The organism is Streptomyces sp. NPDC107538 (genome assembly GCF_055657445.1).
On record NZ_JBVKAY010000007.1, the window covers coordinates 371,142 to 390,432 of the forward strand.

Consider the following 19,291-nt stretch of genomic DNA (forward strand, 5'->3'; position numbering starts at 1 on the left):
GACCGTCACACGAGCCGGGGCGAGGTGACGGCGAGCGCGCGGTCGTCCATGGCGCGGGGCGGAGCCGGTGGTGGTCCGCACCGAGGGAGCGGCTGCGCTCGGGCCGGAACGGCGCGTCGGCCGGCTTGCGCCGCACGCGGGGTGTCCCGGGGGCCTCGCCGCTCCTCTCGCCAAGGGCAGGCGGTGGCCCGGCCGGGTTGCCCGACAGGGGGCGGAGCGTCCGTCAGCGTGCGTTGCCGGTGGTCAACCGCCCCTGCGCCGCGCCGGGTTCGCCGGAGCCCGGACCGAGGCCGGACTGGGCTAATGGGTTGGTTTCGCGATCACGTATGTGAACCGTCGAGAACTCGCAGACGGCACCCTTGCCCCCGTCGAGCGAGGCCGCCATCAGGACGGTGAGGACCGGGGTCGCCGCTCAGATCGCGTGGATGAGCAGCAGGGCGATGTCGTCGCTGCGCGGCGCGGAACGGCGGGCGTGCTGGACGAGGGTGTCGGCGACGCCGTTCATGGCGCGCGGGCCGGACGGATCGGTGCCGGCGAGGGCACGGGCCAGGTCGTCGACCGCGTCGTCGATGTCGATGCCGGGGGCTTCGACGAGGCCGTCCGTGTAGAGCGCCAGCACCGAACCGGGCGGCAGCGGGATCTCGGTGGACGCGTAGTCGGCGTCCGGGTCGATGCCCAGGAGCAGCCCCGGCGGCAGCCGGACGGGTTCGGTGCGGCCGTCGGGGTGGCGCAGCAGCGGGGGCGGGTGCCCGGCGGTGGCCAGACACGCGGTGTGCGCGCCCAGGTCGAGATGGACGTAGAGGCAACTGGTGAACAGGTCGGGGTCGAGATCGGTGAGCAGCCGGTTGGTGCGGGCGAGGACCTCGTCGGGGGCCGCGCCCGCGGTGGCGTGGACGGCGGTGCGGACCTGTCCCATGAGGGCGGCGGCGTTGACGTTGTGGCCCTGTACGTCGCCGATGGCGGCGGCGGCGCGGGTGGGGTCGAGCCGGATGAGGTCGTAGAAGTCGCCGCCGATGTCCATGCCCCGGGTGGCCGGCAGATAGCGGGCGGCCACGTCCAGACCGGCGACCCGGGGCAGGGTGTGGGGCAGCAGCCCGGCCTGGAGGTTGTGGGCGAGCTGGTGCTTGGCGTCGTAGAGCCGGGCCCGGTCCAGGGCCTGCGCGATCAGCCCGGCGGTGGAGATGTGGACGGCCCGCTCCTCCGTGGTGAAGTGGTGCGGCTGCTCGTAGGCGAGGACGAGCGAGCCGACCGGGCGTCCCGAGGTGATCAGGGGCAGGAACGCCCAGGCGGCCATCGCGTCCTGGAGGACCGCCGGGGGGTAGGCGCGCTTGAGGTCGGCGAAGGTGTCGAAGAAGGCGGGGACGCCGGTGGTGAGGGCGCGTACGGCGGGGGTGTCCGAGGTGAGCGGGGCGGCGTCGAAGCGTTCCATCAGCTCGGCGGTGTAGCCCCGGTAGCCGATGATCCGCAGCCGGCCGTCCTCCGCCGTCATCAGGGCGAGGGCCGCGGCGCCGAACGCGGGCAGGACCTGTTCGCAGACCTGGTCGACCACGTCGCGCACCCCGACGGCCTCGGTGAGCGTGGCCGCCAGATGCATCAGGTGGTAGAGGGTGGTGGCCCGCCCCGGCGTGGCGGCCGGCGGGGTACCGGAGGTCCGGTGCGCCACCGGGGCGTGGGCGTGGGCCGAGTGCGTGGGGGCGATCCGCACGCTGATACCCGAGGCGTCCGGTACGAGACTGAACGACAGCCATCGGTCCGGTGGGCGCCGGGCGATGAACGACACGGGTTCACGGCTGAGCATAGCCGCCCGGTAGCTGTCCTCGGCGGTCGGGTCGTCCAGCCAGCGCAGCGCCTCCCACGGCTTGGTGCCGAGCAGGTCGGCGATGGGGGCGCCGAGCAGATCGGCGGCCTTGGTGCTGAGGAAGGTGATCCGGCCGTCCACGTCGAGCGAGCAGCAGCCGCCGGGGATGCGCTCGGCGAAGTCGACGGCGGCCTGCGCCTCGTCCGGGCCCGCGGTACGGACCCGGAGCGGCGGCAGGATCACCGGCTCGGCGGCGGGCCGCACCGGACGGCCGGCGTCCGCCTCCGCCCGCAGGAGCCGCGCGAGCCGGTCGCAGACGCCGGTGATCTCCTCCCGCTCCTCGGGGCTCGGCTGCGGCGGGTGCGAGGCCGGCCACTGCAGGACCAGGCCGCCCCAGAGGTCCGTGCCGGTGGTGAGGGGGGCGGCGGCGAGCGTGAAGCGGTACGGCACGACCAGGGCCAGCCGGGGGTAGCGGCGGGCCAGCTCCTCCTGGCCGCTCACCCACACCAGGCGGCGTTCGCGTACGGCGTCGGAGACCGGGGAGGAGGACTTCAGTGCCACCCGTGCCCACGGCATGGAGATCTCCCAGGGAACCCCGCCCAGCACCGCCAACTGCAGCACCGGCTCGTCCGGGGGCGGCAGATACACCGCCGTCACCGATGTGCCGCTCTCCCGGGCCATCTCGATCAGAGCGGACTCCAGCACCCGCGGACCGACGACACCGGGATCGGGCACGCCGTCACCCGCCCCGAACCGATCCGACCACCCGGGTCCCCAGCCACCGCACGTCACCCATATGCGGACCATACGCCCACCACCCGGCCCCAGCATGCCGGTGAGGCCACCGCACCGGGGCTCGGCACCAGGGGGCGCACGACGCCGGCGGGACATGCCGGGTGCCGTGATCAGGTGGGGCGGGGAGGAGGGGGCGTGGTGCGCTGTGGGGTGCGTGCGGTGTGGAGGGGATTCCCGGCACCGCGAAGCGCCGGATGCCACGAAGCCCGGCCACGGTGCCCCGCCCGGCCGCCCGGCTGGTCGCCTTACCCGCCCGTCCGGCTCACCCGCGCAGCCCGCTCACCTGCCCGCCTCCTCGGCTGGCTCGCCTGCCCGTTCGACCCGCCTGGCCCGGTCCCGGCCGTTTTACCTGGGCCTATCGCCCCTGCTGGGCGCGCTGACCCGTCCCCCAGGGTCCGTCGCCCCGGTTCTTTTCCCGGCGGCCGTCAGCCCGGCCCGTCACGCTGACAGGTCAGCCCAGTCCGGCAGCTCGGCCTGTCCTGCCGGCCCGACCTCCCCGGTCCGGCACTCCACCCCGCCCCCTCACGTCGGCACTCCACCCCGGCCCGTCACGTCGGCCCTCCACCCCGGCCCGTCACGTCGGCCCTCCCCCCGGCCTTCATCCCGGCCCGTCACGTCGGAACCCACCGCGGCTGGTCGCATCCGGCCTCCCCACCCCGGCCCCGCCCGGTCACCCCCCCCGCCAAGCTCACCCCTCCCCACCCCCCGGCGTCTCCCCACCCCCCGTCGTGGCGCTCCGGACCGCCAGGAGGGCTGTGCCGATGTGGGTTATGGCTCGGGGGTCGGTGAGGGGGCGGCCGGTCAGGGATTCGATGCGGCGGAGGCGGTAGCGGACGGTGTTGGGGTGGACGAAGAGGGTGCGGGCGGCCTCCGTGGCGGAGCCGGCCGCGGCGAACCAGTGGTCCAGGGTCTGCAGGAGACGGGCGCGTTCCGCGACGGGGAGGTCGAGTACGGGACGCAGGACCACCCCCACCAGCTGGGCCGCCTCGGCCGGCGCCGCGGCGACGACCATGGCGAGCGGGTCGTCGTCGAAGCGGGCGACGCCGGGGCCCGTACCCCGCAGCCCGGCCAGCGCCAGCCGGGCGAAGCGCAGCGCCTGCGGGGTGTCCCGCAGCGAGTGGAAGGACGGACTGACCCCCACCCGGGCCCGCGCCCGCCGCAGGACCCGCAGACAGGCCCCCTCCGCCGCCCCCGTGGGCAGGGCGATCAGCCCGATCTGCTGGTCCGGCAACAGCCGCCACGCCGAGGGGAGTTGGGCCTGACGCAGCGCCGCCTCGACCCCCGTCAGCGGCTCCTCACCGGGCGCGCCGGCCGCCGCCGCGGCCACCGCGTAGGGCCCGCGTTCGGGCAGCCCCAGCTCGCGCGCGGCTTCCCACAGCGTGGTCCGGTCCGCGATGACACCGGTGAACAGCGCCTCCACCAGCGCCGAACGCCGGGCCTGCCCCCGCGAGGTCAGCTCCGCCGCCGTCTCCCGGTAGGCCGCCGCCACCGCCTCCGCGTACAGGCCGAACAGCGCCCAGATCCGCGCCGACTCGGACACCAGCCGGTCGTCGGAGACCTCCGGATGGGTGCGCGCCTCCGCGAGGATCTCCGTCCACAGCAGTTCGAAGCCGACCCGGTACGCGTGCAGGGTGTCCGCCAGCGGCACCCCCTGCTCGGCACGGATGCGCCCGGTCTCCCGGGCCGGGCTCGGGTCCGGGGTGGCGCCCTCGCGCAGGTGGCCGAGGATCAGGTCCGCGTTGGCGGTGCACGAGCGGCGCAGCGAGTCGAAGGGGAGCAGCGACTCGTCCTCGTAGGCGTCGACGTCCGCGCGGATGCGCCGCGCGATCCGCTCACCCAGTTCCGGAAGCCGGGAATGCAGTACCGCGGCCACGCCCGAGATGTCCATCATCGCAGCTTAGTACTGCTGTTTTGTCCTCCGGAACAACCCCGTGCGGGAGGTCCTGTCGTGCGCCCCATAGGCCGTCGCCGCGAGCGGCAGCACCATGTCGTCGAAGTGAACGGCGGATTTCGACGGTGACATTCGTGGAGGCGGGTCATGGCCAACCTGGCGGCATTCCTGGTGGAGACGGCACAGCGGCAGCCGGAGCGCCCCGCCCTGCGCCTGGGCGACCGGACCATCGGCTACGCGGAGCTGGACGAGCGCAGCGCCCGCGCCGCCGCGCTGCTGCGGGCCGAGGGCGTACGACCGGGGGACCGGGTCGCCCTGATGCTGCCCAACGTGCCCGAGTTCGTCGTCCTCTACTACGGCGTGCTGCGCGCCGGCGGCATCGTCGTCCCCATGAACCCGCTGCTCAAGACCCGGGAGACCGAGTACCACCTGAGCGACTCCGGGGCCGTGCTCCTCTTCGAATGGCACCAGGCGCCGGGCGAGGGCGCGCAGGGCGCGGACGCCGCCGGCGTACGGCACCGGGCCGTCGACCCGGCCGCTTTCGCGACGCTGCTCGCCGCGCACGAACCGCTGCCCGGCGTCGCGGAGACCGCGGACGACGACGTGGCCGTCCTCCTCTACACCTCCGGCACCACCGGCCGCCCCAAGGGCGCCACGCTCACCCACGGCGGACTGCGGCACAACACCGAGGTCAACACGGTCCATGTGCAGCGGATGACGCCGCAGGACGTGGTGGTGGGCTGTCTGCCGCTGTTCCACATCTTCGGTCAGATCTGCACCATGAGCGTCGCCGTGCGGGCCGGTGCCTCGCTCACCCTGATCCCCCGCTTCGAACCGCAGGCCGTGCTCGACGCGATCGCCCGCGACCGGGCCACGGTCTTCGAGGGTGTGCCGACGATGTACGCGGCACTGCTCCAGCACCCGTCGGAGGCGGACGTCTCGACGCTGCGGATGTGCGTCTCCGGCGGAGCCTCGCTGCCGGTGGAGGTCCTGCACGGCTTCGAGCGGCGCTTCGGCTGCGCGGTGCTGGAGGGCTTCGGCATGTCCGAGACCAGCCCGGTGGTCACCTTCAACCACCCCGACCGGCCCCGCAAGGCCGGCTCCATCGGCACCCCGATCCAGGACGTCGAGGTACGGCTCCTGGACGACAAGGGCCAGGACGTCGCCCCCGGCGAGGTCGGCGAACTGGCCGTACGGGGGCCGAACGTGATGAAGGGGTACTGGAACCGCCCCGAGGAGACGGCCGCCGCGATCCCGGACGGCTGGCTCCGCAGCGGCGACCTCGCACGCCGGGACGAGGACGGCTACCTCTACATCGTCGACCGCAAGAAGGACATGATCATCCGCGGTGGCTACAACGTCTACCCGCGCGAGATCGAGGAGACCCTCCACGAGCACCCGGCCGTCGCCCTGGCCGCCGTGGTCGGGGTGCCCCACTCCCACCTGGGCGAGGAGATCGCCGCCGCGGTCGTCCTCCGGCCGACCGCCCACGCCACCCCCGACGAACTGCGCGAGTTCGTCAAGGACCGGGTCGCCGCCTACAAGTACCCGCGCGAGGTGTGGATCGTGGACTCCCTGCCGACCGGCCCCAGCGGCAAGATCCTCAAGCGCGAGATCGCCGCCCCCGTGACGCCGTAACTACGTATATACGTAAGGCAAGTTGGGGGCCGGAAACCCTCGCGTGCGTCACACTTCCCCTATCTACGTCACACCGCCCACCCGAGGGCGGACGCGCGGGGCGGGAGTGCGGCATGGCCGGGTGGAGACCAGCCCTGGCCGCGGCGGCGGGGGCGCTGCTGCTGGCCGGGTGCACCAGCGGACCGGACGACGGGAGCGAGGCGAAGGGCGAGCCGGGCGGGGCCCCCACCGCGTCGCCCTCGCCCTCACCCTCGCCCTCGTCGACGCCGGTGAGCGAGCCGTACACGCTCGCCGAGGACCGGGCACCGAAGACACGGGCCGAGGCGGTCACGTTCGTCCGGGACCTCGACGTGCGCCCCGACTACTTCGGCAGCGGGTTCCGCAGGCGCGAGCCGTACGAGAGCGATCCGGAGCAGTGGGCCGTGCTCGGGCAGGACTGCCTGTGGCGGCGCGAGGCGCTGCCCGCCACCGTACTGGCCAGTCTCACGCGGGCGTTCGAACTGCCGGAGCGGGACGGCAAGGGAGCGGTGTACGTGTCGGTGACCGTCACCGTGCACCGGGACGTCGTGTCGGCGCGCTGCGACAGGGCCGGCGCCCTGGAGGCGGCGCTGCGCTGCCCCGAGCAGCGGCTCAACGCCACCGACAGGGTGCGCGGGCCGTACTCCGAGGTCGACGCGTTCGGCGACGCGCGGTCCGCGGTCAGCGAGGACGACCTGGCGGAGACCGGGGAGTGGCTGGCCGACGGCGGGAAGGCGCATCCCTTCGACTGGTACAAGTACCGGGTCGGCCCGCACCCCGTACTGCGCCATCTGAACCGGGTCGTCAAGCCCGCCCGTACCGTCGTCGTGCACGACCTGGCCACCGAGGCCGAGAGCCTGCCCACGGTCCGGATCGCCACCGTGCACGGCAAGCTCGACAGCGAGACGGCCGTGGAGGACGCCGCCGCCGACGAGGACTTCACCGCCCTCGCGCGCCGGATCGCCGCCCGGCCCCGCGACGCCGTCCTGTTCGCCGGAGTGAGCCCCGACCGCGCCGCCGCCTGCGCCCGCGCGCTCCTCGACGCCGGCCACCGGGGCGCCCGGGTCGCGGGCGAGCACGTCCTCGCCGCCCCCTTCCTCGCCGTCGGCGAGGACTGGCGCATCGGCACCTCCTACACCGACGCGAGCGCCGACCCCCGCACCAAGACGTTCGCCGCCGCGTTCCGCGCCCGCCACGGCGGAGCCGCCCCCGGCCCCTGGGCGGCCGAGGCGTACGACGCCGTCCGCTTCGCCGCCCAGGGACTCGCCGCCGTCGGCGACGACGGCCGCTCCGCCCTGCGCTCCGAACTCCTGCGCCGCCCCTGGCAGGGCATCACCCGCCGCATGGGCTTCGACGCCGCCTCGCAGTTCTTCCAGGTCGGCGACGACAGCGGTGGGTTTCTGTTCCGGGTGACCGGGGGAGCGGCCCGCTTCGTGGCCCGCGCCGACGACATCGGGAAGCGGAAGTGAAACCCGCCTCCCGTCGTCACCCGGACATGTCGGACCGGTCGTCACCCGGACATGTCAGACCGGACCGCCGCCGAACCCGATCTCGTTCCCGTCCGGATCGTGGTACGTGACCTTGCGGACGCCGTTCGCGTACGTCTCGCGGCTGCTGGGCTCCAGCCCCCGCCCGGTGATCCCGGCGATCCGGTCGTCGAGGTCGTCGACGAAGACGGTGTGCAGGGCGTGCCCGGCACGCCCCGGCCGGTGCTCGACATACACATACCGGTGCTCCGCCAGCTCCCACACGGCCTCGGTGTCGTTCGGGAAGAACGTCGGCGGCGCACCGAGCAGCCGCTCGTACCAGGAGAGCGCCACGCTGTAGTCGTTCACGGGAATGCCTGCGAAGAGGACGACTGCCATGACGTCATCGTAGGCCCGGCGACCGGCCTCAGGCGCCGATCCGCGCGGCGACGACCGGGGCGAGCCGGTCGGCGATCGCGCGATGCCCCCGGTCGTTGGGGTGGACGGAGTCGGTGAGGTCGCCGGAGCCCAGCCAGCCCGTGGTGTCGACGAAGGACACCCGGGAGTCCCCGCCCGCGATCGCCTGCTGGACGGCGGCCTCGGTCTGCGGGACGAACCGTCCCCGGAAGGTCTCCAGCGCGAAGATCCAGGCCCCCGGATGCGCGGCCCGGACCTTGCGCAGCAGACTGCTGTACCCGGCCTGGAACTGCGCCGAACTCACCCCGTGGCCCACGTCGTTGGTGCCCAGGTTGATCACGACGGCGTCGGCCCGGTAGCGCGCCGGGTCCCAGTCGGGCGTCGCCGCGTTGGGGTTGAGCTTGGTGTACTGCCGCTCCAGGCCCACGCAGCCGTCCGCCGCCGCGACCAGACAGGCGCCGCCCTGGGCGATCTGGGTGTGCTCGGTGCCGAGCCGCTCCCCGGTCAGCCAGCCGTACGCGGTACGGGCGTTCTGCGAACTGGTCGTGCCCACGGTGATCGAGTCGCCCACGAACTCGACCAGTTTCGTCGGCGCGGGCGGCGCGAAGGTCGTCGCGCCGCTGTCCAGGACCAGCCCCTGGAAGACGGCGTCACCGCGATAGGAGCCCGCCACCACCTGGTAGTTGACCTGCAGCGTGTGCCGGCCGGACGCCAGCGCGGCCGGGGTCAGGTTCACCGTCCCCTTCACGTCGTCGTAGAACTTCACGGGCCCGTCGTCGATCCGCGCCCAGAAGTCGATCGTGCCGCGCTGCTTCAGCTGCACGGTCCGCCCGGTGAAGCCGACCCGGTAGTAGGCGCCGGCCCAGTACGGCGTGTACGCAGTGCTCGACGTGGTGGTGTCCCAGCGGCCGACGAACTTGATGTTCGGGTCACCGGGCTGCCCGGGCGCCGCAGCCCGTACGGAGGCGGACGCCGTGGGGCTGAGGGCGGCGCTGATCACGGGGGCGAGGCGTCCCGCGAACTTGGTGTGGCCCGCCTCGTTGGGATGCCCGTTGCCGTCCTCGTAGTCGGCGCCGTCCGTCAGCCAGCCGCTCGTGTCGACGTAACGGACCCTGCTGTCCCCGGCGCCGTTGCGCGCGGCGACGGCCGCCCTCGTCTCGGCGACGTACCGCTTCTTGAGGGTCTGCACCGCGAACAGCGTCGCCTCCGGGTACTTGGCGCGCACGTCCCGCAGGAAGGCGGTGTACGCCGCCTGGAACGCGGCGCCGGTCACCCCGTGCCCGATGTCGTTGGTGCCGAGGTTGACGACGACCGCGCTCGCCCGGTAGCGGGAGAAGTCCCAGTCCGCGGCGCCCGTACTGGCCGTCTTGAAGAACTGACCGCTCAGCCCGGTGCAGCCGGACTGCGCGACCAGGCAGTACCCGGCGCGCGCGATCTGGGTGTGCCGCATGCCGAGCCGCTCGCCCGTCTTCCACGCGTACGAGTCGAGCGCCAGCCGGTCGGTGAGGGCACCGGCGGTGATGGAGTCACCGACGAACTCGATCAGCCCCGGCGTCGCGCCCGGCGCGACCGTACGGGCACCGGCGTCCAGCACCAGCCCCTGGAACACCGTGTCCCCGGACCGGTAGGTGATCCGCAGGGTGTGCGTGCCCGGGGCGAGGGGTTGCGGGGTGACGTTCACCGTGCCGCGCACGCCCGCGTGGAACACGTCGGGGCCGCCGTCGACGCTGACGTAGAAGTTGACCGCGTCCCGTGCTTTCACCTTCACCGTGGTGCCGGTGAACGACGTCCGCACGTACGCGCCCGTCCAGTGGGCGATCGCCGTCGTCCCGGAACTCGTGTCCCAGCGGCCGACATAGGAGATGTGGGGGTCGGAGACCGAACCGTCGCCCGGCGCGGCATGGGCGCGGGTGATACCGGCCAGCGACAGCAGACAGACGACGAGCGCCGCGGTCAGGACGGCCGCCAGGCCTCGTTCACCGCGTCTGCCGGACCTGTGGGGGGAGGTCAGCATGGGGATCCTTTCGCACCGGTGTTGGGAGCGCTCCCATGAGCAGCCTTCCCACGGAACCAGCGAGCCGGATCGCGGTCAAGGGGGCGTACGGTGAAGGAAGTTGGCCGTGTGCGGTGAAGGAAGTCGGCGTAGGCCGCCGGTTCTACGGGGTGGTGACCATGGCCACCGCCTCGCCCCCGTGGTGCTCCGCGATGCCCCGCATGAACGCCCGGTCGGGGAAGTCCCCGTCGAGCAGCCGGAGCGGGCCCGCCGTCAGCGACAGCCGCTGGGTGAGGGTGTAGAGCGCGAGCCGGTCCTCGTCCAGGCCGTCCACCGCCAACGGGCGCCAGTGGCCGTCGGGATGGCGCAGCCGCAGGAACACGTGCTCCCACTCGACGTCGAAGTACAGCAGCTCGTCGATGTCGATCAGCACCGGGGTGCCGTGCCGGTCCACCAGGACATGGTCGAAGCCCAACTCGCCGTGCACGACCGAGTATTGGTGCCGGGGTCGTACCGCGGCGGCCAGCTCCCGCAGCCGTACGTCCAGCCGGTCGCGGGCGTCCGCGATCCGCCGGTCGCGCGCCGCCGCCTCGGCGAGACAGCGCAGCGCGAAGTCCAGCGCGGCCTTCTCGCACGACGCCGCCGCCGGGCTTCCTCCCGCGTCGACCACGGCCACCTTGCCGAAGCGTGGCGCCCGATGCGCCCGCATCGCCGCCAGGACCTCCGCGAGACGCGCCACCGTCGGCTCCGCCGCGCGCGGGTCGCGGTCGAACAGCTCCAGCAGGTTCTCGCCGGGGATGTCCTCCACGATCGCCAGGTCGGCGGGGTGGTGGGCGCGCTCGCGGTCGATCAGACGGATCTCGGGGACCCGCAGCCCCAGCGCGTCGAGCCGCTTGTGGGCCGCCTCGAACAGGTCGAGTCCGACACCGGGCGAGAACGGGTCCGTGGGATCGCCGTCGCCCTCGGCCGCGGGCCAGTAGTTCTCGGACTCGTCCCACACATAGGCGATCGCCGTCGTGGCGTCGTCCATCGTCAGGCGGTACACACCCTTCGTGGTGCCGCCCGTGAGCCGCTCGACCGCCTCCAGGCGACGTCCGTCACCCAGCGCGGCCCGCGCGGCTCCTGCCAACCGGTCTCGCGTCACTGTCCGGGGAGCCACGCCCACCACCCGCTCTCGCACTCGGCAACCCGGGCACCCTACGCGAGCCACCGTCCGACGCCGAACGAATAACGCGCGGCAGCGGCCCTGGAGCCAACGGGCCTGGCGTCAGCGGCCCTTGCGCACCCGGGCCGCCGCGCGGGCCTCCGCGGCCTTCCGGGCCTCGGCGGCCTTGCGGGACTCCTTCGCGGGGCGGCCCGGACGGGTGCCGAGGCCGCGGAACGGGGCGTTGCCGGTGCTGGTCTTCGTGCCCGTCGGCGGGCGCTTCGCCCCGGTGATGGCGGTCAACTGCGCCTCGCCGGACCGTACTTGCGTGACGGTCGGCCGGATCTTGGCCTCGGACATCATCCGGTTCACGTCGCGCCGCTGGTTGGGGGTGACCAGCGTGACCACCTTCCCGGACTCCCCGGCGCGTGCCGTGCGACCGCCCCGGTGCAGATAGTCCTTGGCGTCGGCGGGCGGGTCGACGTTCACGACGAGGTCGAGCGCGTCGATGTGGATGCCCCGCGCCGCGACGTTGGTGGCCACCAGCACGGTGATCGCCCCGTCCTTGAACTGGCCGAGCGTGTGCGCCCGCTGCGGCTGCGACTTCCCGCTGTGCAGCGCGCTCGCCCGTACGCCGCTGGCCCGCAGATGACGGGTGAACTGGTCCACCGCGGCCTTGGTGTCCAGGAACATCAGTACCCGGCCGTCCCGCGCGGCGATCTCGGTCGCGGTGGCGTACTTGTCGGCGCCGTGGATGTTCAGCACATGGTGTTCCATCGTGGTGACCGCGCCCGCGGCCCGGTCGACCGAGGCGTGCACCGGGTCGTGCAGGTAGTCACGCACCAACTGGTCGACATCCCGGTCAAGCGTGGCGGAGAACAGCAGTCGCTGCCCGTCGGGACGGACCTGGTCCAGGATCTCCGAGACCTGCGGCAGGAAGCCCAGGTCGCACATCTGGTCCGCCTCGTCCAGCACCGTGATCCGCACCTGGTTCAGATGGCAGTCCCGGCGCGACACCAGGTCGGTCAGCCGCCCCGGCGTCGCCACGAGCACCTCGACGCCGGTCCGCAGCAGCGCCTGCTGCTTGTTGATCGACAGCCCGCCCACCACCGTCCCCAGCCGCACTCCCAGCGTCCGCGCGTACGGGGTCAGCGCGTCGCTCACCTGCTGCGCCAGTTCCCGCGTCGGCACCAGGACCAGCGCGAGGGGCCGCTTCGACTCCGCCCGCAGGCCCGCCGTACGCACGAGCAGCGCGAGCCCGAACGCCAGCGTCTTGCCCGACCCGGTCCGCGCCCGGCCGAGGACATCACGCCCGGCCAGCGCGCTCGGCAGGGTCGCCGCCTGGATCGGGAACGGTTCCGTCACCCCGAGGTCGGTCATGGTCCGCAGCAGCTCAGGCGGCAGCCCGAGCGCGTCGAAGGACTCGGCCGGCGGCACGTCGGTGGGCTGCGGCGGCCCGGCGAGGGCGGACTCGGAGGCGGGCGGCTTCGCGTTCAAAAGGGAACCTTTCCTGGTGTGGTCGCCCGGAACGCGCCGGGGCCCGTACCCCTCGGTACGGGCCCCGGCGGTGTCGAAGCGTGCCCCCATTTTACCAGCGGGTGCAGCACGGCCGACCGGCCCGCACGCCCCCGGCCCCGGCGGCTAGAAGGCGCCGTAGTTGACCTGCCAGGTCGGCAGCCCCATCCGCCGCCACACGGCGACCACCCGGTCCCGGTCGTCCAGCGAGACCCGCACGGCGAACCGGTGCCGCACATGCCGGTCGAACAGCTCCGCCTTCACCACGTCGTCGCGCCGCTGATCCTTGGCGGCCCGCATCCACAGCTCGTCGTACGGCACCTCGTGCGCCCGCAGCCACGCCTCCGTCTGGCCCCGGTGCTCCTCCCCGCGCCCGGAGAGCAGGACGATCACATCGCCGTCGGCGCTGCGGAAGGAGCGCAGCGCACCGCGCACCGACACGTTGAGCAGGTCCTCCTCGCAGCGCGTGAAGTCGTACGCGCCCCGGTCGCCCCGGATCGCGAGCGTGCCGTCGATGTCGCACATGACCGCCGAGGGCAGCGCCGGGTCGGCGGTGTAGGGCTCGACGGCGGGCTCGTCGTTCAGCCACTCCGCCGTGAGCCGCCAGCCGCCCTTGCGGGACTTGGCGTGCTTGTCGGCGAGGATCCGGATGATCTCCTCACCGACCGGCCGCTCCCGCGCGGCGTCGCGCCGCAGGCACTCCTCCACCGGGACGTCGGTGAAGTCGTGCACCACGAACGTGGCCAGCCCCGCCACCGCCGCCTTCAGCCGCTTCGGGATGTGCGGTGTCATGTGCGTGTTGTCCACGACGACGTCGAAGCCGCCCTCGACGGCCGCGCGCACCGCCGCGTCCTGGATCGCCAGCACGGTCTGCTCGTGCGCGTACGACCGGCGCTCGGCCCCCTCGGGCAGCGGGATGTCGAGCATCTGCCGCAGATCGTCGAGGTTGACGCGGCGCATCCGCCCCTCGGACTCCGCCTGCAGCTTGCGCGCCGCCGTCGTCTTCCCCGAGGCGGGCAGCCCCGTCATGACGTGCACCACGGGCACGGTCGGCACGATCAGTTCTCCTCGTCGTTCTTGAAGGGGTCGGACGCCTCCGGCCGGGTGGAACGGTACGTCACGAGGACGGTCGAACGCCCGTCCAGGCGCTGGAACAGGGCGGGGCGCACGGCCGCGTCGGGCAGTTCCCGTACCGCGCGGGCGAACGCGCCCCGGTCGCCCGCGAGATGGGCGAGCGAGCGGAACGCCTCGTCGATCGCCCGCTCCCGGTCCTCCACCTGCTTCTCGATGCCCGCGACGACCCCGCGTACCCAGGCGTCGAACTCGTCGGGCACCTGCTCCAGGAGCGTGTCAAGGGGCCGGCCGCCGGAGGCGACGACGTCCTCGGCCGAGCAGTTCAGCGCCTGCGCGACCTGCTTCGCGGGCAGCCCCGCGAACCGCTGGACGCCGTGACCGCGCCAGATGTCCCGCTCGGTCACCCCGGTCAGCACCTTGTGCAGCCGCACGTACTCCGCGAACTTGGCCTTCGCCCGCACGCCCGAGGCGAACCGCAGCACGAAGCCCTCCGCGTCGGTGCCCGTGGCCGCGCTGCCACCGGGCAGCCGGTTGCCCTCGGTCATCGCCAGCAGCTCGGCGAGCGGCAGCGCGGGCCGCACGGTGACGACCGAGCCGATGCCCGCCCAGCCGGTCGCGGCCTCGGCGAGGGCGATCTCGGTGCCGTCCTTGGCGAACGCGGCCAGCAGCACCACGTCCCGCCGGTCGCCGTAGTCGACGACGATCCGGTTCTCCGGGTACAGGATCTCCGCCAGGTAGGTCACCCCGGGCACCAGACCGGAGGTGTCCTTCGCGTCGAGCAGCCGCTGCGCCCAGGTCGCCTGCACGCTGATGAACGACCCCTTGGACGCCACCCGCCACCGGCCCGCGTAGTGGAACACCACCGCCAGACTGCCGTCGACCTTGTCGTACACCTCGAACGGCTCGTCCGGGAGCGCCGGCGCGTACGGCTGACCGGTCTCGTGCTCACCGACGTTGAAGAACTTCGGGAACGGATTTGCGATCACCCTGTCGGTGTCGTCTTCGACGATCAGTCCCCGGCAGGCAATCGTGGCCGTGTTCCAGTGGCGCCCGTACTGGCACGTCCGCGTGTACGTGAGGATGGAGACCGGCAGCGAAGGGTGGGCCTTGCGGGTCACATGGCCAGCGGCAACGGCTGTCTCAAGGTCGCGGAGGCTGAACAGGTCAGAGAGCTGCATGGCAGCCCCCGCGAACGCTCTTAGACAATCCCGCGCTCGACCTCGTCGCCGTATCGCTCAATGATTTCGCGTGCCCACGCGACGAGATCACTCGCGCGTTGGCCTGCCGGTTGGGACTTGACCCAGAGCTCCAAGTTTTCTGGCCGGTTGTCGAGCCGGTCACCGTTCTTGTGGTGGGCGCTTTCTTCTGGCCGCAGCGGTCGACTGAGCTTCTCGGACAAGACCTTGCGGTGTTCGAGGATCCTGCCGTGCCGATTGGCGTTGGGGTGGTCCGGAGCAGATATGCGCCTGTAGCCCTCCTTGTTGACGTTTCCCGCGCCGGACGGGGCCAAGCTGCGGGGCGTGACGCCCGTGAGTCGCATGTATGCGTACCTGTGGTTGATACAGAAGCCCCGGCTGCGGACTTCCTTGGTGCAATCGTCGTCCTGGCACGTGTCGTGCCGGATGCCGGACTCAAGCACAGCGCGGACGCGGGCCATCCGATCCGCGATGCACGGTCGGCATGTGATGCGAGAACGCCCCAGCGTGGTCCGGAGGTTGAACTTGGTTTGCGCCCAAGCAGTGACGGCGACTTCTGACCACCAGCGCTTCTTGAAGACGAGCGCAAGGTCGTTGCTGGTGCCGCATACGTCGCAAGCCTTGTCGGACAGGTAGGCGTTGAGCTGCCCAGCGCACCAGCGCGCGTGCCTTTCGGGTGTTGCCATGCTGTCATTTTACAAGTAGATGAGATGATTTGAGGCATGTACGTGTAGATGGACAGTGGCAGTTCCGGGTGCGACTTCCGCGCGACGTGCCCTGCTTCGAGTGCTGCCGCGAGCTCCTCCGGCGGCGGCAGCAGCTCGTGAAGAGTCAGGTGGGCCTGGCTCATGTGTTCCTCCCCTTGGTGGTCCCTGATTGTCACGTGGGGGACGGGTCCGGCGCACGCAGGTTTTTGGAGACCCTGCAGCTCAGTGGGCTGGCGCCATCGCCCGCGACACGGCCGCCAGGAGCGCGGCCTTCGCGCCCCGACAGGGGACGATCACCAGGTCGCGGGCAGGGCGTCCACGACTCCTCGATCCACCTTCGTGAGACGACCCGGCGCCCGCCCCACACCCCGCCGCGCAGGCAGAGGTGGCCGACGCGCGCCAGATCGAGGGCGCTGATGCACAGGGCGCGCCGCCCCAGTGAGCACCGCCGGACAGCGTCGACCCCGTCCACCGCCCAGTCCGGCCTGTTCCCGTACGGCCCGCGCCAGTTCCTCCCGGTCCCCCTACCGCGGGTCACCGGGCCGTCCTCCGCTCTCCGCCTCCAGCGCGTCCCCGGCACCCTCGCCGCCCGCCTCCTCCGCGTCCCCGGCCACTACCCCCACACCCAACAACCCGCCACCGTCAACGCGGCCCTGCGCGCTGCGGTCCTGACCGCCACCCTCACCCGCCCAGTGACACGGTCCGGCGACCCGGAGTGAACGTGTCGAAGGACTGCTCCCAGGACTCGCCGGGCCAGTGGTAGGTCACCCGGCCCTCCGAGGGCCGGTAGTGCGCGGTGTACACCGTCCCCAGTCCCTCGTCGTACGCGTACTGGTACAGCGGTGACTTCAGCATCGCCGCCACGTCCGATCCCGCGGCGCGGACGCCGGCCAGCCGCTCCTGGGTCCGGGAGAACCGCTCCTGCTCGTCGGGCACCGGCAGATGCTGGTGGTTGGCGGCGCAGGCGTCCGGCGCCTCGGTCAGGGGGATGTCGGGCCCCACGAACACCGTCACCGCGCGTTCGGGGTCGACGAGGGTGACGTTCTGCGGGATCCCGACGGGTATGGTCCGCAGCCGGTCGATCGCCTCCCCGACGGTGTCGCAGGTCTCCAGCAGATAGCGCAGCACGATGAGGATGGCGAATCCGGGGCCGTGGACGAACCGCCCGCCGAAGGTGAGCGATACCGCGAGCCCGGCGTCGTTCATCCCGTCCAGCAGGCCCCAGCCCGCATCCTGCATACCGATCACCGGCCGGAGGAAATGGGAGGCGACGATCGTGCCCTCGCACTCGTCGGGGCTGAAGTCGTAGTTGCGCAGTAGGCTGCCCGGGCCGCCTATCTGGGTGCACCCGGAGAAGAACGGCCGTAGGACTGCGAGGGTCAGGAAGGTCTCCCCGCCGGGCCGGTCCAGCTGACGGGCGAGCCGGTCGAGCACCGGGACCAGCTCCGGCAGGTGCTCCTCGAAGAGCCTCCGGGCCCGGGCCGCGCCCTCCGGTGTGCGGCCCTCGTCGCTCGTCCAGCCCTCCGCGAGCGGCCACAGCTCCTGCGTGTGCGCGGCCCACCGCCCGTCGGCGCCGTCGCCGACGTCGATCGCGCGAAAGGTCATCTGCTGCGGGCTCATGGCGGCCGCTCCCTCGTGTGTCCGGGCCAGGTCCCGGGCAACTTTGCCAATTTCACGGGCAGTTCACCAGGGTGGGTGACTTCGTGCCGTCAAGCTCATGCCGCCCGTTCAGCAGTCCAGGTGAGGTTGTGCGTTCTGGGGTGGTGGGGTGGGGAGATATGGGGCGGTTCCAGCCGGGTTTTCCTAGTCAGTTGAGGGTGTTCGCCCATGTCTCAGACCGCGTCCGTGTCGTCCGTCGTCGGTGTCCAGGCCGAGAAGCTGAGTCCGGTGGACATTCGGCCGCAGGACACCGACTCGTCGGTGCTGCCGCCGCTGCGGTTCCGGCACCCGAGGGAGCTGGAGATGGACCTGCACTTCGACGATCCCAGGAAGCCCCGGCGCCGGCCGCCGCGCGACCTCGTGCGGGGAGGCCGGCCCGACTGTGTGCGGACCGACGAGGGCAGTGTGAAGGCCGAGCCGGGGGACGGTGACGAGTGTCTGCTGTGGGTGGGCGACGACAGGTTCGCGCTGGTCGACGTGCATTGGCACACACCGTCCGAGCACACGGTGGGTGGGGTGGCGTTCCCGCTGGAACAGCACATGAAGTACCAGCGGGTGGCCAGTGACGGTGACGGTGACGGTGGCGGTGGCGAGGACGAGCACGCCCGTGGGGTCGGGGCGGCGGACAGCGGGTTCACCGTGATCGGGGTCTTCGTCCACCCCGGGCAGGCCAATGCCTCCCTGGACCGTCTGCTGACCTCGGCCCGTCGCGCGGAGGAGTACTGGACGGTCGAGGGGGTCGAACTCGATGCCCTGCTGCCGTCCTGCACCGAGTCCTACCGCTACGTCGGCTCCACCACCACCTGCCCCTACCTCCCGGGAGTGCGCTGGACCCTGCTGACCCACCCCGTCCAGGCGTCCGCCGAGGCGCTGGCGCACTACCGGAAGGTCTTCCCCGAGGGCAACGCCCTGGAGACACAGCCGCTCGGCGACCGACGCATCGTCAGCGACCGTCACCGGTGGTGGTAGCCGCCGGTCCGAGGCTCCGTGATCACCGTGGCTGCGTGATCACCGTCCCGACACGGACAGCCTCAGCCACGGCCGGTCATGGGCGATGGACAGGTGGTTGGTCGCCCCAGCGCCGCGAGCCCGACCACCTCGTCCTCCTTGAGGACCCCGGCGACTCCTGCCCCGGGAGGTGCAGCCGGACGGTACGCGCCCGGTGCAGCCGCCCGTCCATGCTCACCTCCTGGGCACGCGGCAGCAGGACACCGGGCCGGGCGGGCAGGTCGGGCATGTGGAACCGCCTGGGCGGTACGGGCGCGGTGACCTGGTGGCGTTCGAGGTCGTCCTGGTGGCGTTCGAGGTCGTCCTGGCGGCGGTGCACGGAACGGGCCGGCGCACCGGCCCGGGTGGCGCGCTGGTGCTCGCCGGTGCCCTTGCCCGGGCGCCACCCCGTGATCAGCCTGTCCTGAGCCTCCGACAAGGCCCGCTGCAGGCACGCCTGTTCGGTCCGCTGATGCTCGTACTCGGCCTCCCACCGCACCAGTTCGGCCCCCGGCCCTCGCGGTAGCCGGCGTGTCCGCCGCCGTGGACCTGCGGCCGGCCGTCCCGGGTGGGGTCACATCAGCGGTCAGGTCTGGGCGTCCGGGATTCGTACGACGACGTCGGCGGCACGCTCTGTCAGGCCCAGTTGGCAGCTGAGGCGGCTGCCGGCCTCGCGGGGCGCGGCCGTGCAGTCGAGGAGTTCGTCCTCGTCGGGGGTGACGGGGGAGAAGGGGTCCGGGGTGTCCTCGTCGAGGTCGACGTAGACATGGCAGGTGGCGCACATCAGATTGCCGCCGCATTCGGCGACAATGCCCCGCACTCCGCCCGCGACGGCGCCGCGCATCACGGTGGTGCCGGGGGTCAGGTCGAGGACGGTCTCGGTGCCGTCCGGCTGGGAGTAGGTGACTTTCGGCATGATCGGACTTCCTTCGCGCGTGGGGTCCGGGCGGCGTTCAGTGGTGTTCCACGCCGCCGACTGTGACCCACGGGAAG

Annotated in this window: 16 protein-coding genes; 4 read left to right on the forward strand and 12 right to left on the reverse strand. The window is 72.6% G+C overall.

The window, feature by feature from the left end; all coding sequences use genetic code 11:
- Positions 1 to 412: 412 nt before the first annotated feature.
- Together ACZ7MG_RS26320 and ACZ7MG_RS26325 are read right to left on the reverse strand one after the other, a co-directional pair.
- Positions 413 to 2,479, reverse strand: a complete 2,067-nt coding sequence (locus ACZ7MG_RS26320; protein ID WP_471381725.1) for a SpoIIE family protein phosphatase — start codon at positions 2,477 to 2,479, stop codon at positions 413 to 415.
- An 802-nt stretch (positions 2,480 to 3,281) separates the two neighbouring features.
- A complete protein-coding gene (locus tag ACZ7MG_RS26325; RefSeq protein WP_471381727.1) occupies positions 3,282 to 4,481 on the reverse strand; it encodes a PucR family transcriptional regulator in 1,200 nt (399 codons plus the stop codon).
- Between the two features lie 150 nt (positions 4,482 to 4,631).
- Between ACZ7MG_RS26325 and ACZ7MG_RS26330 the strand changes: the two genes are divergently transcribed.
- Together ACZ7MG_RS26330 and ACZ7MG_RS26335 are read left to right on the forward strand one after the other, a co-directional pair.
- Positions 4,632 to 6,122, forward strand: coding sequence for a long-chain-fatty-acid--CoA ligase (locus tag ACZ7MG_RS26330; RefSeq protein WP_471381007.1), 1,491 nt, complete (start codon positions 4,632 to 4,634; stop codon positions 6,120 to 6,122).
- 113 nt (positions 6,123 to 6,235) lie between these two features.
- Positions 6,236 to 7,609 (forward strand): ABC transporter substrate-binding protein, encoded by a 1,374-nt coding sequence (locus ACZ7MG_RS26335; protein WP_471381009.1) that lies wholly within the window; start codon positions 6,236 to 6,238, stop codon positions 7,607 to 7,609.
- Between the two features lie 54 nt (positions 7,610 to 7,663).
- Here ACZ7MG_RS26335 and ACZ7MG_RS26340 read toward each other — a convergent pair whose 3' ends face one another.
- From ACZ7MG_RS26340 to ACZ7MG_RS26370, 7 genes are all read right to left on the reverse strand, one after another.
- The gene (locus ACZ7MG_RS26340) at positions 7,664 to 8,005 is read right to left on the reverse strand and encodes a VOC family protein (protein WP_471381010.1); all 342 of its coding nucleotides are present in this window, start codon (positions 8,003 to 8,005) and stop codon (positions 7,664 to 7,666) included.
- Between the two features lie 28 nt (positions 8,006 to 8,033).
- On the reverse strand, positions 8,034 to 10,037 hold the full coding sequence (locus tag ACZ7MG_RS26345) for a GDSL-type esterase/lipase family protein (protein WP_471381012.1): 2,004 nt from the start codon (positions 10,035 to 10,037) through the stop codon (positions 8,034 to 8,036).
- Between the two features lie 142 nt (positions 10,038 to 10,179).
- A complete protein-coding gene (locus ACZ7MG_RS26350; RefSeq protein WP_471381729.1) occupies positions 10,180 to 11,160 on the reverse strand; it encodes a phosphotransferase family protein in 981 nt (326 codons plus the stop codon).
- A gap of 123 nt (positions 11,161 to 11,283) precedes the next feature.
- On the reverse strand, positions 11,284 to 12,657 hold the full coding sequence (locus ACZ7MG_RS26355) for a DEAD/DEAH box helicase (protein WP_471381013.1): 1,374 nt from the start codon (positions 12,655 to 12,657) through the stop codon (positions 11,284 to 11,286).
- A gap of 144 nt (positions 12,658 to 12,801) precedes the next feature.
- Entirely contained in the window at positions 12,802 to 13,731 is a 930-nt protein-coding gene (locus ACZ7MG_RS26360; RefSeq protein ID WP_471381015.1) for a phosphatase domain-containing protein, read from the reverse strand.
- A 2-nt stretch (positions 13,732 to 13,733) separates the two neighbouring features.
- The gene (locus ACZ7MG_RS26365) at positions 13,734 to 14,927 is read right to left on the reverse strand and encodes a T4 RnlA family RNA ligase (RefSeq protein WP_471381016.1); all 1,194 of its coding nucleotides are present in this window, start codon (positions 14,925 to 14,927) and stop codon (positions 13,734 to 13,736) included.
- A 20-nt stretch (positions 14,928 to 14,947) separates the two neighbouring features.
- Positions 14,948 to 15,631 carry an HNH endonuclease gene (locus tag ACZ7MG_RS26370; RefSeq protein ID WP_471381018.1) on the reverse strand — a complete coding sequence of 228 codons (684 nt, stop codon included), beginning with the start codon at positions 15,629 to 15,631 and terminating at the stop codon, positions 14,948 to 14,950.
- A gap of 437 nt (positions 15,632 to 16,068) precedes the next feature.
- Between ACZ7MG_RS26370 and ACZ7MG_RS26375 the strand changes: the two genes are divergently transcribed.
- Positions 16,069 to 16,371: a hypothetical protein gene (locus ACZ7MG_RS26375; RefSeq protein WP_471381019.1), complete on the forward strand. Its 303-nt coding sequence runs from the start codon at positions 16,069 to 16,071 to the stop codon at positions 16,369 to 16,371.
- On the opposite strand, the gene ACZ7MG_RS26380 is transcribed toward ACZ7MG_RS26375, so the two are convergent.
- Positions 16,334 to 17,272, reverse strand: a complete 939-nt coding sequence (locus tag ACZ7MG_RS26380) for a C45 family autoproteolytic acyltransferase/hydolase (RefSeq protein ID WP_471381020.1) — start codon at positions 17,270 to 17,272, stop codon at positions 16,334 to 16,336. The two genes, ACZ7MG_RS26375 and ACZ7MG_RS26380, sit on opposite strands and share 38 nt — an antisense overlap.
- A 207-nt stretch (positions 17,273 to 17,479) precedes the next feature.
- Here ACZ7MG_RS26380 and ACZ7MG_RS26385 point away from each other — a divergent pair, with 207 nt between their 5' ends.
- Positions 17,480 to 18,280 (forward strand): carbonic anhydrase family protein, encoded by an 801-nt coding sequence (locus ACZ7MG_RS26385; protein ID WP_471381021.1) that lies wholly within the window; start codon positions 17,480 to 17,482, stop codon positions 18,278 to 18,280.
- A 76-nt stretch (positions 18,281 to 18,356) separates the two neighbouring features.
- Here ACZ7MG_RS26385 and ACZ7MG_RS26390 read toward each other — a convergent pair whose 3' ends face one another.
- Together ACZ7MG_RS26390 and ACZ7MG_RS26395 are read right to left on the reverse strand one after the other, a co-directional pair.
- Entirely contained in the window at positions 18,357 to 18,797 is a 441-nt protein-coding gene (locus ACZ7MG_RS26390) for a hypothetical protein (RefSeq protein ID WP_471381022.1), read from the reverse strand.
- A gap of 87 nt (positions 18,798 to 18,884) precedes the next feature.
- On the reverse strand, positions 18,885 to 19,214 hold the full coding sequence (locus tag ACZ7MG_RS26395; protein ID WP_471381023.1) for a 2Fe-2S iron-sulfur cluster-binding protein: 330 nt from the start codon (positions 19,212 to 19,214) through the stop codon (positions 18,885 to 18,887).
- Positions 19,215 to 19,291: the final 77 nt, after the last annotated feature.

What these genes read in the sequence shown, in the direction of transcription:
- ACZ7MG_RS26320 (WP_471381725.1), bottom strand. Translation starts at nt 2,479, where the DNA reads ATGGCCCGGGAGAGCGGCACATCGGTGACGGCGGTGTATCTGCCGCCC.
- ACZ7MG_RS26325 (WP_471381727.1), bottom strand. Translation starts at nt 4,481, where the DNA reads ATGGACATCTCGGGCGTGGCCGCGGTACTGCATTCCCGGCTTCCGGAA.
- ACZ7MG_RS26330 (WP_471381007.1), top strand. Translation starts at nt 4,632, where the DNA reads ATGGCCAACCTGGCGGCATTCCTGGTGGAGACGGCACAGCGGCAGCCG.
- ACZ7MG_RS26335 (WP_471381009.1), top strand. Translation starts at nt 6,236, where the DNA reads ATGGCCGGGTGGAGACCAGCCCTGGCCGCGGCGGCGGGGGCGCTGCTG.
- ACZ7MG_RS26340 (WP_471381010.1), bottom strand. Translation starts at nt 8,005, where the DNA reads ATGGCAGTCGTCCTCTTCGCAGGCATTCCCGTGAACGACTACAGCGTG.
- ACZ7MG_RS26345 (WP_471381012.1), bottom strand. Translation starts at nt 10,037, where the DNA reads ATGCTGACCTCCCCCCACAGGTCCGGCAGACGCGGTGAACGAGGCCTG.
- ACZ7MG_RS26365 (WP_471381016.1), bottom strand. Translation starts at nt 14,927, where the DNA reads ATGCAGCTCTCTGACCTGTTCAGCCTCCGCGACCTTGAGACAGCCGTT.
- ACZ7MG_RS26370 (WP_471381018.1), bottom strand. Translation starts at nt 15,631, where the DNA reads ATGGCAACACCCGAAAGGCACGCGCGCTGGTGCGCTGGGCAGCTCAAC.
- ACZ7MG_RS26375 (WP_471381019.1), top strand. Translation starts at nt 16,069, where the DNA reads ATGCACAGGGCGCGCCGCCCCAGTGAGCACCGCCGGACAGCGTCGACC.
- ACZ7MG_RS26380 (WP_471381020.1), bottom strand. Translation starts at nt 17,272, where the DNA reads ATGAGCCCGCAGCAGATGACCTTTCGCGCGATCGACGTCGGCGACGGC.
- ACZ7MG_RS26385 (WP_471381021.1), top strand. Translation starts at nt 17,480, where the DNA reads ATGTCTCAGACCGCGTCCGTGTCGTCCGTCGTCGGTGTCCAGGCCGAG.
- ACZ7MG_RS26395 (WP_471381023.1), bottom strand. Translation starts at nt 19,214, where the DNA reads ATGCCGAAAGTCACCTACTCCCAGCCGGACGGCACCGAGACCGTCCTC.